The following is a 14,400-nucleotide window of genomic DNA, read 5'->3' as shown; positions in this document are numbered from 1 at the left end:
CACGGCCCGGCCCCCGCGGCAGGGGTTCAGCAGGTGTAGCCGCCGTCGACGGTGATGGTCTGACCGGTGATGAAACCGGCCCCGGGCGAGGTGAGGAACCTGATGACGCCGAGCACGTCCTCCACCGACCCGAGCCGGCCCAACGGCGTCCGGCGCACGATGCGACGACGTTGGGCCTCGCTGATGCCCGCGGTCATCTCGCTGTCGAAATATCCCGGGGCGACACTGACCACCCGGACCCCGGCAGGGCCGACTTCACGGGCAAGTCCTCTGGTGAGCCCGTCGAGTGCCGCTTTCGCCGCCCCGTACACGGCGACGCCGGTCTGTCCGCGCAGTGCGTTGATGGAGGACAGATTGATCACCACGCCGGTCCGGCGGGCGAGCATGGGCTTGAGGCAGGCCCGGGTGAGCAGAACGGGCAGGGTCACGTTGGTCCGCAGCGCCGTGTCGACGGCCGACGGGGCGGTCAGGGTCAGCAGGCCTTCGAGCCCGATCGCCGCGTTGTTCACCAGTACGTCGATGCGCCGGTGGCGGCGCACGGCGGCGCGGGCGAACTCCTCGACCGCCTCGGTGTTCGTCCCGTCGACCGGGGACCAGAACAGCGCGTCCGGAGCGGTCGACGCGCGCAGCGCGGAGAGCTCGGCGGACTCGCTCCGGCTGAAGGTCTCCACCCGGTAGCCGCGCTCCAGGAAGTCGGTCACCAGAGCCAGTCCCAGACCTCGGCTGCCTCCGCTGACGACCGCCACCGGGCGCTGGTGCACGGTGTCGTTCACAGGGCACCTCCCATGCGCTTGAAGCGCTCGCCGTGCAGCGAGGCGTCCGCGACGGTGATGACGGCCGGGACCTTGTGGGGCGGAAGGTGTTCGGTGCAGAACCGGCGCAGCCGGCTGTTCAGTGCCCTCTTCTCCTCCGGCTCGACCAGCTCGACCGTGGCCGTGACGATCTGCCCGGTGACGGCGTTCGACCGTCCGGTCACGATGACGTCCTGGACGTTGCCCGCCCGGAGCAGCACGTTCTCGACCTCGGCAGGGGACACCTTCTCTCCCCCCACGTTGATCAGTGTCGACAGCCGTCCGAGGACACGGAGCGTCCCGTCCTCGGCGACGTCGACCGCGTCTCCGGTGTTGAGCCACCCCTCCTCGTCGAACGGGCTGGGGGCGTCGAGATACCCGAGCATGGCGCTCGGTGAGTTGATCCAGAGCACTCCGTCGCGCACCTCCGTGCGGAAGCCCCGGCCGCCGACGTCCATCCGCAACGAGCCGGACGAGATCGACCGTGTGGGCAGGATGCCGGTCTCGGTGAGGCCGTAGGTCTGCTTGAACTGCACCTGCGGGAACACCCTGGCCGCGTGCGCGAGGGTGATCTCGCGCATGGGCTCGGTGCCGTAGGTGATCAGCTCGAGCGAGGACAGGTCGTGGTTCCGATGGGCGCCGGAGAGCAGCAGCATGTTGAGGAAGGTCGGCGTGGTCGGCAGTACCTGGACGCCATGACGCTCCATGGCCTCGCACGCGCGCTGCGGCGTGCGTCGCGGTTCGGTGACCACCGTGCCGCCGCCGACGAGCGCGCGGAACAGCGTATTGACCCCGCCGATGTGGTCGAGGGCCATGAACTGCAGCGTTCGCCGAGGGCGCGAGGACGCGCGGAAGCCGTCGAGCAGTCGCGGGAGCGAGAGCAGGACGGCCTTGCTCACGCCGGTCGAGCCCGAGGAGAACAGCAGCAGTCCGGCCTCTCCGCTGCCGGCGAGCTGGGCCAGGAGGGGTGGCGTCGGGGCGTCCGGAGCCGCCACGGTCCGGACGGTCCACTCATCGGGACCGCTGAACTCGACGACACGGGTCGCGTGCGCCGCCGCGATCCGGCGCTCCCGCTCCTCCCTCGGTGGATCGGCGGGGGCCAGGGGAACCACGACAGCGCCTCGGACGGCGAGTGCCACGAAGAGCGCGACCGTGTTCGGTGAGGCGTTCCCGACGACTGCCACGCTCTCGCCCGCCGCTACTCCGAGCCGGGTCAGCTCGCCCAGCCAGCCGGTGGTCCGCTGCGCGAGTTCGGCGTACGTGACCCTTCCGCCGTACCCGGCCATGGCCTCGGCGTCGGATCGGGCCCGAAGTTGCGACAAAAGCCAGTCCATCGCGCCTCCCCCATTGTCATGTTCTGCTGCCGGCTCCGGAGCCCGGTCTCGGCACGGCGAGTTGGGAATGAAGGACTCGTCTGCGAAAACCGGAAACCCTGGCCACAACTTTGCACGGCTTTCGCTTGTAGGCCCAGAAGTCATCGCACTGTCCGGCGAACCGTCTGCGGGGACCGCACGAAGCAACGGCAGACCCGATCACTTCAGACCTGGGCAAATCGAACTGCGCGCCCGCGGTCGTTTCGACGAGGACGCTTCCTCTTGACATCGGGCGGGAAACTCAAGCGCAGCCGGCATGTGACGCGGGAACGGACGGAGCGGCGCGCCGCGCTTGTCCCGCCGGCGAGACAAGCGATGAGGGGCCGTGCAAAGAATCGCGCCGCACCAATACCTCTTGTCAAGCCGGGCCGAACCGGTTGCCATAACCCATGTCTTGCTTCGCCCGACCCGCTGCGAAACACTCCGACGTACGCGGACGGTGACTCGTCGAGCCGGGAATTCCTAGACCTCCCAGGAGAGTGCAGTGACCGACAAGGGTGAGCGGCGGGACTTCCTCGAGTACCTGAAAGTCCAGGAGGCATTCGACGCCAAGGTCGCCGAGATCGACCAGGTCGAAAAGTTCGACACTTCTTTCGGCGTGGACACGAGCACCCCCTTCGAAAGCTGGGACGCCGGCGAGGCCGACAATTTCGACCTGCTCAACAACTATCGGTACTCCCCCTCACCCACGGGAATCCTCAGAGCGGTGATGTCGCAGGTTCCCGTCGACTACGAGGAGGTGGCGTTCATCGACTTCGGCTCGGGGAAGGGCCGCGTACTGCTCGTGGCTTCCGAATTCCCGTTCAAGAGGATCATAGGGGTCGAGCTCTCCGGGCATCTCTGCGACATCGCCACACACAATGTGATGCGATACGACTCCCCTTCGAAGCGGTGCGACGACTTCGACATACGCCACCAGAGCGCCGAGGAATTCGAGATCCCGGACGACGCGGGGGTGTTCTACTTCTACGAGCCCTTCAGTGCGGCTGTGACGGAACGGGTGCTGGAGAACATCGAGCGCTCCCTCCGGCGCGTCCCGCGGGCGGCCGTCATCTGCCTGGTGGGGCGGGCTCTCGTCCCCGTCGTCGAAGGGCGAGCGCCGTGGGTGCCCTACGGCCCCGTGGTGAAGTCACCGGACGACGACTACTTCGACGCGCGTCTCTTCACGGTCCACGCCGCCGGCGCGGACACCGCCGGATCCGGCTCCGCGACCTGAGCCCGTTCATCCGGCCCGGTCCGCCTGTGGAGCGGACCGGGAGATGCCCCCGGTGCCGGCCGGCTGAAGCGCCCTGTCGACGAACAGGGCACTCGCCCCTCCCCGACGTCACGGCCGGCACGCCCCGACGGCGTCCCGGCTCAGCGTCCCCGACCCGTTCAGGAACAGTCGATGGCGCGCCGTACGATCTTCGCCACCCATGCCTCGACCGACTCGCTGTCCCGTCGGGCGGCCCTCCCCATGCCCGCCAGTTCGTCGGCTGAGAACTGAAGGATCAGCGAGCGGGCCTCGGCCGTGGAAGTGGCCTCGCGCAGGAGCAGCGTCGACCCTGACCCGACTGCCGTGCGGGTGGCAACACGTGACTTCTCGTCATGTCCTGTGCCGGACGGTGTCAGTTCGCCCTGCCGTATGAGCAGACTTTCGCGGATCTCCCGGCGCAGCTTGTTCCTGCTCCAGTCCAGCTCTTTCGCCTTGCGCAGCCAGTAGTCCTGCTCCGGTTCGTCCAGTGCCACGACTTCGAGGTGATGGCTGAAGCTCAGCCCCGGGCGTCTGCGGGACAGCGGAAACGCGCGCGCGACCCAGCTGTAGTTGCGCAGCGTCTGATAGCTGAGCGAGGTGCGCTTGATGGCTTCCTCGTAGCGGTCATGGAACACGGACTCCCCGTACACCAGCCAATCGGCGATCCACCAGGTGGAGGAGTCGGCGAAGGAGAACAGCTCGGTGCCGAGCTCCTCCCAGGTGCTGAAGCTCTGCTTGGCCGTGAAGAGTAAGCCAGCCTTGTGCAGCTGAACGCCTGAGCCCCGCGGCGGCCGCGCGGCCCCCGCTGCCCTATGTCGCACGGTCTGGCCCGCCAAGCTGACTGTTTTACGCATGGATACTCCCGAGCTCTCTGCGTGCATCGTCCGATCTTCGGGCGTCATCCGGAGCGGGGCACTCGACCTCGCGTACACGCAGGCCCCCCGCGCCGTCAGCCACTCGAACTCCTGGGCGCCACCGAGCAGGCCGCCGCGAGCCTTCGACATCAGCCCTCCAACGGCCTCGTTCTCCTTGGCCCGCAAGCGCTTCCCCTGCTGAATCGGAGCAAGATTCACACCGGAGTTCGGGCTTGTCAAGGGTGCATTGCGGGCCTAACTACCCTGTATCGCCTAGTCAGTTGAACGTATCGACTCTCAACTCCCGATGAGAGTCGAAGCGCTTGAACTGCGGCAGAAGAATGTGCCGTTGAAGGGCTGCACGAGGGTTGATGTCCGTGATGCTGTCGTGCGATCGTGCGACTCGGGCAGCCCCGGCCGACCGGGCGGGGCCAGGCTCGTGGTGTCCGCCGCGCTTCGACGGCCGGCCATGCCCCGCCCCGGATCCCGGGCCCCGCCGGCGGACTCCTCCGCCGTCACTGCCTGCGGCGCCGGCGACGGCGCGCCGCCGTGACGTTGTGGGCACGCGGGCTTGCGGGCCGGTCGTCAGAGGAGTGCCGTTCCGTTTCCGGGTCGAGAGTCCGGGCCAGCGCCGAGATCGTCGGATGGGTGAAGAAGGACGTCAGCGGGACGTCGATCCCGTGCCGGTCGCGCAGTTCCTGGCGTATCCGCACCACCAGCAGGGATGTGGTGCCGGCGTCGAAGATGTTCTCCACGACACTGACTCGGGAGACGTTCAGCACTTCGCACCAGATCTCGTGCAGAAGATTTTGAACCGGTCCACTCGGAACCACGTGATCCGTACTGGAAACCTGCTGCCGGGCGAGGGCCCTCAAGGCGATTCTGTCGGTCTTCCCGTTGGGGGTCAGGGGAAGCTCCGGCAGGGTCAGCACCCGGTTCGGCACCATGTACTCGGGCAGATTCTGCCGCAGGAAGGCTCGCGCACCGTGTTTCAGCACCTGCAGCCGAGCTCCCTGCCCGGGGTCGTTGGTCGTCGGCCCGTCGACCGCCGGCCGCTCGTGGACGAAGTGTCCGCTCCACCGGTCGCGGTGGGTGAAGACCGTCCGCATGCGTCCTTGGTGCGGGAGGCGGGAGGACCAGGCATGTCGGCTGTCCCAGCCGTGCCGAGCCGCCACGTCGTCCAGTTCCTCCGGCGAACACACGAGGCCGGGCATCTCCTCACCCGACGCGAGCTGGGCGAAGCGTGCGACACGGGCATTCGGGATGCCGTCGACGACGACCGCGGCGGAGCTCGACGCTCCGAGCAGTCCGTCCAGGCCTTCGAAACCGGAGACCTCCTCCCAGTCGGCGTACTCACAGGACTGCGGCCGGTCCGGTTCCTCCCCACCGATCCTCAGCAGGACGTCGTAGCGGAAGCGCGTCATCTCGTTGTCGTATCCGGAGCCCTTGAGCGACGTCTGAATCCCGGTCACCGCCGGTAGCGCGTCCTGGAGCTCCGCGAAGTACCCCGGATCGATGAGGAGTTCGTCGTCCTCCAGCGCGTGCCGTGCGGCGAGGGCGCGCAGCTCCTCGGCTCCCAGCAGGTCATCCGTCTCCAGCACACCGCTGTGGAACGCCGCTGCCAGTTTCAGGCTCCGCAGGTCGCCGACGAAGATGTGTCCGCCGGGGGCGACGATCCTGGTCGCTTCGGTCAGAACCTCCGTGAGGTACTCCCGGCCAGGAAAGTACTGGGCGACCGAGTTGATCACCACGCAGTCGAAGAGTTCTCCGCCGGCGACGTCGCCGATCTCCGGGGCAGCTGCCGTGGCGAGCAGCACCTGGCCGGTGAGACCCCGCCGGTCGACCGCCCTCTTCACGTGCCCCGTGGCTTCCGCGGAGAAGTCGATACCCAGGTAGCGGTCGGCCGAAGGAGCCAGGCGCAGCAGCAGCAATCCGGTGCCGCAGCCGATCTCCGCGAAGGTGCGCGCGCCCGTCGCGGCGATTCTGTCGACGGTCTGCGTCACCCAGTCCCGCATCTCCGCCTCCGGCAGCGGCTGTTTGGAGTAGCTGCTCCTCCAGCCCTTCAGATTCAGGTCGTCCTCTTCGGCGGGCTCGCCTTCGGCGTAGGCGTTCTCCCAGATGGCGCGCCAGTCCCCCGTGGTGTCGCCGGCTCGATCCGGGCTCTCCCCCGGCGTCACGAAGGTGACCATCTGCTCCTCGCCCGCGGAGGTCGTGACAGCCAGCGTGCAGGCGTCCTGGACGCCGGGGCAGGCCCGGGCCACGGCATCGACCTCCCCGGGCTCCACCCGGTGACCCCGGATCTTCACCTGGTCGTCCAGACGCCCGAGGTACTCCAGGTTCCCGTCGGACCGCCACCTGGCCAGGTCTCCGGTGCGGTAGACGGGCAGCCCTTCGACCTCGACGAACCGCTGTGCGGTCAGATCGGGCCGGCCGAGGTAGCCCAGCGCCAGCCCAGCGCCGCCGATGCACAGCTCCCCGGGTATCCCCATGGGGGCCTGGCGGCCGTCGGCGTTGACGACGAACAGGCGCGTGTTGGAGAGGGGCCGCCCTATTCCGGTCACGCTGTCGCCCTGCCGGAGCACCGCCCGCGTCGACCAAATGGTCGTCTCCGTAGGCCCGTAGAGGTTGTGCACCTCGGGCCCCATCGCGGTCAGCGCCTGGGCGAGCGAGTGCGGCAGGTGCTCACCACCACTCCATATCTGCCGGAGCGCGGGCGGCGCGGCGCGGTGGTACGCGGCGTAGAGCTTCCAGGTCGCCGGGGTGGCCTGCACCACGGTGATCTCCTCGTCGGAGAGGAGCCGGTGCAGCCGCTCCGGGTCGCCGCCGACACCCGGCGGCCCGATCACCAGTGTTCCTCCGGCGAGCAGCGGGAGCCAGAGTTCCAGCCCAGCGATGTCGAAGGACAGGGAGGTCAGCGCGAGCAGCCGGTCGCGCGTACCGAACCCGGACTCGGACATGAAGTCGTCCAGAAGGTTCCCGAGGCTTTGATGGCTGACCATCACTCCCTTGGGGCGGCCGGTCGAGCCGGACGTGTAGATCACGTAGGCCACGTCGTCGCCGCGTGTCGCGGGGGCCGGTCTCCCGGCCGGCAGCGGGACAGCGGGATCGTCCAGCACCAGCACTTCGGTGTCGGCGGGCACAGGGATGTGGTCCGCGAGGTCGCGCGTGCTCAGCAGGACCTTGATGCCCGCGTCCTGCGTCATGTGCTCCAGCCGGGCCGCGGGGTACGCGGGGTCGAGCGGGACGTAGGAGCCTCCCGCGGCCCAGACGCCGAGCAGACCCGCGGGCAGGTCGCGGCCGCGTGGAAGCGCTACGCCGACCGGATCGCCCGGCCGCAGTCCACGGGCCGTGAGCGCCGCGGCGATCGCCTCCGCCCGCTCGATGAGCTGCGCGTAGGTGTAGGTGCCGTCGGGGGCCTGCACCGCGACGGCGTCCGGCCGGCTGTGCGCGGCCTCGGAGAGCCTGGCCGGGAGCGCGCGGGGATCGACCGGGCGCGTGGGGCCGGTGCCCAGTGCCAGGAGCGCGGCCCGCTCCTCCACGTCCGCCAGGTCGATGGACCCGACACCGGCATCCGGTCGGGCGGCGACGACCTCCCACAGTCGCCGCAGATGCCTGAGGAACCGCTCCGCCGTGTCCTGGTCGAACAGGTCGGTCGCGTATTGGAGCCGGCAGTCCAGGCCGCCGTCGCCCCGGGTGACGTCGAGCACCAGGTCGAACTGGGTGCTTGCCGTCGGCCGGCTGATCGGTTCCAGTCCGGCCTCTGGACGTCCGGCAGGAGCCGCGGGGGCTTCCTCGAAGGCCGCCATCACCTGGACCAGCGGGTTGGAGGACAGGCTGCGCTCGGGCGCGACGCCGTCGATGACCTCCTCGAACGGGACGTTCTCCGACGCCACCCTCCGGTGCACATCATGGACGCGCTCGAGGTGTACGGCGAAGGAGAGGTCGCCGCCCATGTCGGCCGGGATCACGAGGGTGTTCTCGAAGGGCCCGATCAGCCCTTCGGTCCCTGGCGACGAGCGGTTGGCCGCCGGGGTCGCCACCAGCAGCCGGGTCTGCCGCGACCAGAGGCCCAGCACTGCCGAGAACGAAGCCAGCACCACCGTCCGGAGCGTCGCTCCGTGCTCTCGCGCCACCTCATCGAGCCTGCTCGTCAGCGAGGACGAGGTGCGCCCGTGCGAGGACGCCACTGCGAACGTCTGCACGGCCGGCCGGGGGCGGTCGGCCGGAAGGTCGACCACGGCGGGAAATGCGGAGAGTTCGCGTACCTGCGCCGCCCGCCGCTCGACGGCCTGCGGGGTCTTCACCCACTCACGCTGCGATGTCGCGAAGTCGACATAGCGCGTTGCCGGCAGATCGGGCAGGTCGGGGACGCCGTTTGCTTCCTTCTTCCGGTAGAACTCCATGACCTCGCGCAGGAAGATGTCCAGGGACCGGGCGTCAGCCACGACGAGGTGAAGCGCGAACACCAGAATCCTGGTGCCGCTGCTGCCCCGCACCAGGCCCGCCCGCACCAGGGGGGCGCTGCTCAGGTCGAACGGCTCCCGGGCGAGCTCGGCGGCTGTGGCGAGGACGGACTCCTCATCGGCTGCGTCAAGGGTGCGCACGGTGACCCGGGCCTCGTCCAGCACCTCCTGAACGAGGGCGTCGTCACGCATTCCGAATCCGGTTCTCAGGACCTCGTGCCGAGCGATGACCTCGTTGACCGCGCCTTCGAGCGTCGGCACGTCCAGCTCTCCGTGCACGACGAACTGCGCGGACAGGTTGTTCCTGGAGGTCCCGGGCAGCAACTGTTCGGTGAACCAGATCCGCTGCTGCGACAGGGAGGCCGGTTCCGCCCTTGCCTGGAACGTCATCAGCTGACCCGCTTTCCCGAAAGCTCCGCCGGGTCGATCCCGGGGCAATGCTCCAGCAGTGAAGGGTGCACATACGGAATCCGCCCGAAGACCCGTGGCGCCACGTCGGCCCGGAGCGCGTGATCGCGCTCGGCGTAGGCCCCCCAGTCGATCCGTACACCCCGTTCCCAGAGAGTTCCGACCGCCTGGAGCAGCGAGCGCCCGCTGTCCGATGCCTCTCCCCCGGATGCCAGGGCCACGGCGGCTTCTTCGGCCAGGCCCAGACGACGAACGGCCCGAAGCAGCTGCGTCCCGCTGTTCAGCTGCAGATACACCGCTGCGGGGTGCTCGGACACCACGCACTGCAGGATCTCGTCGAAGGGGCACCGCGCACCCAGTTGCGCTCCCCAGTAACCGGGATCGCGCGCCTCCTCGCTGGTCAGCCATGCCCCGGAGACGCCCGAAAGCGTCGGCACGGTAGGGGGGTTCAGCCGTACGTCGCGCATCCGGCGGGTGAAGCGGACCACGGCTTCGGCGCGTTCCGAGGGGTCCGCCATGGCCTGGCTCCGCCAGCAGACCGCGCGCGCCGCGTCCTCGGCCGAGAGGACACCACTGAGCTGCGCGGCGGTCAGCTCGCCGACGCCGTGCCCCATGAGCAGGTCCGGCCCGACGTCCAGCTCGCTGAGAAAAGCGTGCTGCCCGAGGCCGAGCAGGTGCAGCACCGGCTGAAGCGCATGCGTGGCGGGCGGAGGCCTGCCGTCCAGGAAGGCATCGCGCACCGACGCGAACAGGTCGGGCGCCAGCATCTGCCGCATGGTGTCGAGTCCCTCGTCCACGGCCGACCGGAAAGCCGGCTCCGCCCGGTAGAGGGCGCGCGCCACGTCCGGCGCTCCGGCGGCTCCGGCGGCTTCGCCGGGGAGTACGTAGACGAGTGTCGGCGGTGCTTCGGGAACCGTACGGAAGTGCTCCGGCGCGGGCCACGTACGGCCGTCCGGCCCGGCGTCGGCCCGGATCAGCGCGGCGGCGCGCGTGGTGAGCTCCGGGCGGCCGGTGCGCAGCGTGTGGCCGATGTCCTGACGAACGTCGGCCGAGGTTCCTTCCGCTGCCGCACGCACGGCATCGACGGTCCCGGAGAGGCGTTCCGGGTCGTCCGCCGACAGGGGAAGCAGCTGCCAGGACCGCCCCTTGCGTGAGGCGAGCCGTATCTCCTTTTCGGCATCGCCCACGATGACATGCGCGTTCGTTCCGCCCAGCCCGAACGAACTGACCGCCGCATACCTGCCCTGGTCCGAAGGCTGCCAGGCGATCGGGGCATCCGCCAGCGTGAACGGCGTGCCCGCCAGATCGGTCGGCGGGACTCCGCCCACCAGGGGGGCGTTGGGGGGAATCCGCCCATGCCGCAGGGCCAGGAGACAGCCGATGATGCCTGCCGCGCCGGCGGCAGCGGTCAGATTCCCGATGTTCGCCTTGGCGGAGTGGAGACGGCACGTGCCGGCACCGGCTCCTGTGGAGCGGAATGCCTGCGTCGCGGCCTCGATCTCCAGTGCGTCCCCGATGCTCGTGCCCGCACCGTGGCCCTCGAGCAGCCCGATGCTGGAGGCCCTCAACTCGGCTACGTCGAGAGCCTCTTCGATCAGTTCGCACTGGCCGGCGACTCCGGGGGCCGTAAAGCCCGCGCGCTCCCGGCCGTCATTGTTCACCGCGGTACCGGCGATGACGCCCAGAATCGGGTTTCCCTCGGCCAACGCCACATCCAGCCGTCTCAGGAAGAGGACGGCGACGCCATTGCCCTCCACGGTGCCGTCGGCCGATGTCGTGTACGGCTCGCACCGGCCTCGTGGCGAGTAGATTCCGCCCGCGGTGTACGTATATCCCGTGTCCGTCCCGTCGAGAGCGACGCCGCCCGCCAGCGCCGAATCGCACTCACCTGCAAGGATTGCCTGGGAAGCAAGATGGACTGCCACTCCCGAGGACGAACAGGCGGTCAGGACGGTCATCGACGGACCGGTGAGACCGTACGTATAGGAAATTCTGCTGGACAGGTGGTCGGGATCGTTCCCCAAAGCAATGCCGGCGAGATCCACATTTCCGCCGGACGAGGCCGAAAGGTATTCGATCTGTGTACCGTAGCGACTCTTCCGCGACCCGACGAATACCCCGACGCGGTCAGACAGCGAACCGATGAAACTTCCTGAGCTCTCCACCGCCCGGTAACAGGCTTCGAGCATCGCGCGGTGCTGCGGGTCCGTCAACTCCGCCTCGGAAGGGCCGAGTCCGAATGCATGGGGATCGAAACCCAGGCCGTCTTCCATGGAGTAGACGACCGGCACATGAGCCGGGTCTTCGTATGTACGACTCGGAACACGTCGCCGCTTCAATTCCGTGAGGTCGATTTCACGCCGCCCGGAACGCCCTGCGATCAGGAGACGCCAGAAGTCCGCCGCGCTCTGTACCTTCGCCGCGCGAATCGACATCCCGACCACGGCAACACGATCAGACATTGAACTGCCACCCCGAACCTAGCATCGACCTGATTGGCTGTACGGACAACTGCCCGTCCGGCTTGTGAGCGAGCTTGTCTCGCCAGCGAGACAAACGCAATAATCATCCCGACGAGGAGCGTGGGTCGCGACAGTCACACCCGTGCCCCGTTTCGACGCTTTCCCGCCATTGCGTCGCCGAGGTCATGGAATGCTTCCGGGGAGCCATGGCGTACCCCTCAGGGTGCTGGGCGATGAGCCGCACAGAAAGGTCTCGGGAACATGGCCGACGACAGCGAGTTCCGCAATCCCATGGACGCATTGGTGGTCGGCAGCGTGCGGACCCTGACGGGCAACCCCGGCATCGGCCTCGATGACAACTTCTTCGACGTGGGCGGCAACTCCATCGTCGCCATCCGGCTCGCGCGCACCCTGAGCGAGGAACTCGGCACGGGCCGCGACGTCCGTGTGGTCTTCAGGAATCCAGTGCTCAGAGACCTCAGCGAGGCTCTGGGCGGGCAGGCGGCCGCACGGGCGGAATCGCCCGGCAGGGAGACATCGTGACCGACACCGACAGCAACGTCCGTGGCACCGTCGAGGAGGCGTGGTACGCCGTACTCGGAGACCAGGCCGCCGGCGGCGAGGGAAACTTCTTCGCGCTCGGTGGCACCTCGCTCTCCGCAGTCGAATTCATGACCCGTGTGGAATCGCGCCTGGAGATCGAGTTTCCTCTGGAACTGCTGTTCCGCAAAAAGGCATTGCCCGCGATCGTCGACGAATGCACGTCCCGGTACCGGGATCTCCACGCCCATGGTGGCGCCTCCGCGTGACACGGAGCCGGGTCGCCCGGTACCGGGTACCGGACACGGCCGACGTGCCCCGCCGCGGGCGAGCAAGCATTCGTCGAGCCCCGCCAGGCACCCTCCGTGGTCGGCATCGGCAGCTCTTCGCCCGACAGGCCCGTCACTCCTCGCTGCGGCGCAGCCGTCGGCCCAGACTGCGCATGGACATCGGCAGGGTGAAGTCGTGCGGCCCCAGGCCGCTGTAGCCCTGTGCGGCGAGGTGGTCGACGACCGCGGGGACGGCACCCAGTGCGGCGCCGCACTCCGTGTAACCCTGGCTTTCGTCGGCCGTGGACATCCCGTTGACCTCCAGGACCGCGGTGAGCAGGGCGAGGACCGGGGGTTCGGCCGGGCCGGCTCCCTCCTTCACCTCGTCCTCGATCAGGAAGCGATGAGGGACCACCGTCGCCGCCCCGGGCCGCACCCGGCAGAGCAGGTACTCCCTCAACTCCTCCTCGGTGATGGTCTCTTCGGCTCCAGGTTCGCGCGTCACCCGGCACTCGATCCGCACCGTGCCGTCGGCGCCCGGGGTCACGGTGGTGGAGGAGGTCCGCACGGCGGGGTGTGAGACGAGCGCCTCGTCGACCCGCTCGGGCAGCACCAGATCGACCCCAGCCACCGGGACGGCGGGCCGCGCCGGCGCAAAGGGATCGCCTCCATGGGCGATCCGGCAGATGCCGTCCCAGTCGAGGTCTTCTTGCAGGTGTGCGGCGAGCAGTTGTTCCGGTCCGATCAGCATGGCCCGCATCTGGGGCGTGGTGAACACCGCGCCGTTGAAGGTGGCGTACGTGACCGCGACGCCGTCCTCGATCCGGGTCATGAAATAGCAGTCCAGCCCCCGGTGCTCGGGCACGGTCTCGTTGCGTCCCATGAGCAGTTCGAGTTCAACGGCGGCGCCGGCCGCCGTCAGCAGCTCCTCCTCGGACTCGCCCAGCAGGGACGCGAAGCCTTCGTCGAAGGAGAAGTTGACGATGGTGCCGTCCGCGATGGCGACCCCTCGTCGGCGTTCCTCCGCCGATACGAGCCCCCGAAGGGTCAGATTGCTGATCCGGTAACGGCTCTGGGCGCGCAGCGTCTGCATGGCCACGCGCCCGACGAGCTCGCCGAAACCGGGCCGGTCGGAGGTCTTTACGACCACGGGCAGGATGCAGTGATAGCAACCGATGGTCTCTGCCTCGGCATCCGTCCGGCCGAGGAAGTGGTTGCGTACGACACTGCGTGGAGCGGCGGAGAGCGCGGCGAGCAGCGCGTGCACGAGGGCGGCGTGGACGACGGCGGGGGTGGTCCGATGCCGCTTCGCGGCAAGCGCCAGCAGCGGTGCCAGGCGTTCCGTGCGGTACATCGCCGTGTGATTGTGCATCACGTCGTCCTGGGCCGGGACGAACATACGGTTCGGGATCTCACGCACAGCCCTCGCCCAATGGGCGGTCGAGGCCGCTCGATGCTGCGCGAGCGGGCCGCTCTGCTCGGCGAAGACGGAGTCGAGCGGCTGGTGCCGCTGCCGGGGCGGCGCGGGCTCCGCGCCCAGCGCGACCTCGCGGACGGCGAGCGCGAACTCCGCCTGGAGCAGCGGGATGCTGTGCCCGTCGAAGACGCAGTGGGAGATCACGAAGAGGAGTTCGGTCACCCGCTCTCCCGCGCACACCGCCCCGACCCTCAGCGGCCCTTCCCGGGACAGGTCGAACTCGGTCTCACCGATGGCGAGTTCGTGGCTCCTGCGGCCCTCGGGCGTTTCCTCCAGGAGAAGGAGTCCGTCCAGCGCGGGCGCATCGGTCCGCTGCTCGGGCAGGCCGTCGGGGCCTCGGACGATCAGCGTGCGGAAGGCCTCGTGGCGCTGGACCAGGAGGTCGACGACCCGGCGGGCCTGGCCGAGGTCGAGGGGGTACTCGGGCACCAGCCAGACGTGGGCGTTCGACCCCGCGCGCAGGCGGGTGTCCTGCATCTTCCACCATTCGAACTCCTGCGCACCACCGAGAGGGCCCCTGCGAGCCGTC

The 14,400-nt window shown here is 69.0% G+C and carries 9 protein-coding genes; 3 read left to right on the top strand and 6 right to left on the bottom strand.

From position 1 onward, the window contains the following. Positions 1 to 26 precede the first annotated feature (26 nt). On the bottom strand, positions 27 to 773 hold the full coding sequence (locus AMK10_RS15200; protein WP_241839549.1) for an SDR family NAD(P)-dependent oxidoreductase: 747 nt from the start codon (positions 771 to 773) through the stop codon (positions 27 to 29). After that, entirely contained in the window at positions 770 to 2,125 is a 1,356-nt protein-coding gene (locus AMK10_RS15195) for a class I adenylate-forming enzyme family protein (protein WP_073748314.1), read from the bottom strand. Before AMK10_RS15195 ends, AMK10_RS15200 begins: the two co-directional genes overlap by 4 nt. Before the next feature lie 523 nt (positions 2,126 to 2,648). Between AMK10_RS15195 and AMK10_RS15190 the strand changes: the two genes are divergently transcribed. Next, complete coding sequence (locus AMK10_RS15190) at positions 2,649 to 3,380, top strand: hypothetical protein (protein ID WP_079180704.1); 732 nt, start codon at positions 2,649 to 2,651, stop codon at positions 3,378 to 3,380. 158 nt (positions 3,381 to 3,538) lie between these two features. Here the strand turns inward: AMK10_RS15190 and AMK10_RS15185 are convergent, their stop codons facing one another. The 3 genes from AMK10_RS15185 to AMK10_RS15175 form a co-directional block, all read right to left on the bottom strand. Continuing rightward, positions 3,539 to 4,252 carry an LmbU family transcriptional regulator gene (locus tag AMK10_RS15185; protein WP_241839548.1) on the bottom strand — a complete coding sequence of 238 codons (714 nt, stop codon included), beginning with the start codon at positions 4,250 to 4,252 and terminating at the stop codon, positions 3,539 to 3,541. 515 nt (positions 4,253 to 4,767) lie between these two features. Further along, a complete protein-coding gene (locus tag AMK10_RS15180; protein WP_073748313.1) occupies positions 4,768 to 9,105 on the bottom strand; it encodes a non-ribosomal peptide synthetase in 4,338 nt (1,445 codons plus the stop codon). Further along, positions 9,105 to 11,585, bottom strand: coding sequence for a type I polyketide synthase (locus AMK10_RS15175; protein WP_079180702.1), 2,481 nt, complete (start codon positions 11,583 to 11,585; stop codon positions 9,105 to 9,107). The genes AMK10_RS15180 and AMK10_RS15175 overlap by 1 nt, the downstream gene beginning before the upstream one ends. Before the next feature lie 261 nt (positions 11,586 to 11,846). On the opposite strand from AMK10_RS15175, the gene AMK10_RS15170 reads away from it, so the two are divergent. Further along, positions 11,847 to 12,128 (top strand): phosphopantetheine-binding protein, encoded by a 282-nt coding sequence (locus tag AMK10_RS15170; RefSeq protein WP_073748311.1) that lies wholly within the window; start codon positions 11,847 to 11,849, stop codon positions 12,126 to 12,128. Next, positions 12,125 to 12,394, top strand: coding sequence for a phosphopantetheine-binding protein (locus AMK10_RS15165; protein ID WP_073748310.1), 270 nt, complete (start codon positions 12,125 to 12,127; stop codon positions 12,392 to 12,394). Before AMK10_RS15170 ends, AMK10_RS15165 begins: the two co-directional genes overlap by 4 nt. A gap of 133 nt (positions 12,395 to 12,527) precedes the next feature. On the opposite strand, the gene AMK10_RS15160 is transcribed toward AMK10_RS15165, so the two are convergent. Then, positions 12,528 to 14,348, bottom strand: a complete 1,821-nt coding sequence (locus AMK10_RS15160) for a condensation domain-containing protein (protein WP_073748309.1) — start codon at positions 14,346 to 14,348, stop codon at positions 12,528 to 12,530. Positions 14,349 to 14,400 lie beyond the last annotated feature (52 nt).

This window comes from Streptomyces sp. CB02058 (genome assembly GCF_001905505.1).
In the GTDB taxonomy this organism is placed as follows: Bacteria; Actinomycetota; Actinomycetes; order Streptomycetales; family Streptomycetaceae; genus Streptomyces.
The sequence above is the reverse complement of the archived record's forward strand: the minus strand, read 5'-3'. Positions and strand labels throughout refer to the sequence as shown.

Bases quoted from the DNA above. Each gene is read 5' to 3' on its own strand.
- AMK10_RS15195 (WP_073748314.1), bottom strand. From the start codon at position 2,125: ATGGACTGGCTTTTGTCGCAACTTCGGGCCCGATCCGACGCCGAGGCC.
- AMK10_RS15185 (WP_241839548.1), bottom strand. From the start codon at position 4,252: ATGCGTAAAACAGTCAGCTTGGCGGGCCAGACCGTGCGACATAGGGCA.
- AMK10_RS15180 (WP_073748313.1), bottom strand. From the start codon at position 9,105: ATGACGTTCCAGGCAAGGGCGGAACCGGCCTCCCTGTCGCAGCAGCGG.
- AMK10_RS15175 (WP_079180702.1), bottom strand. From the start codon at position 11,585: ATGTCTGATCGTGTTGCCGTGGTCGGGATGTCGATTCGCGCGGCGAAG.
- AMK10_RS15170 (WP_073748311.1), top strand. From the start codon at position 11,847: ATGGCCGACGACAGCGAGTTCCGCAATCCCATGGACGCATTGGTGGTC.
- AMK10_RS15160 (WP_073748309.1), bottom strand. From the start codon at position 14,348: ATGCAGGACACCCGCCTGCGCGCGGGGTCGAACGCCCACGTCTGGCTG.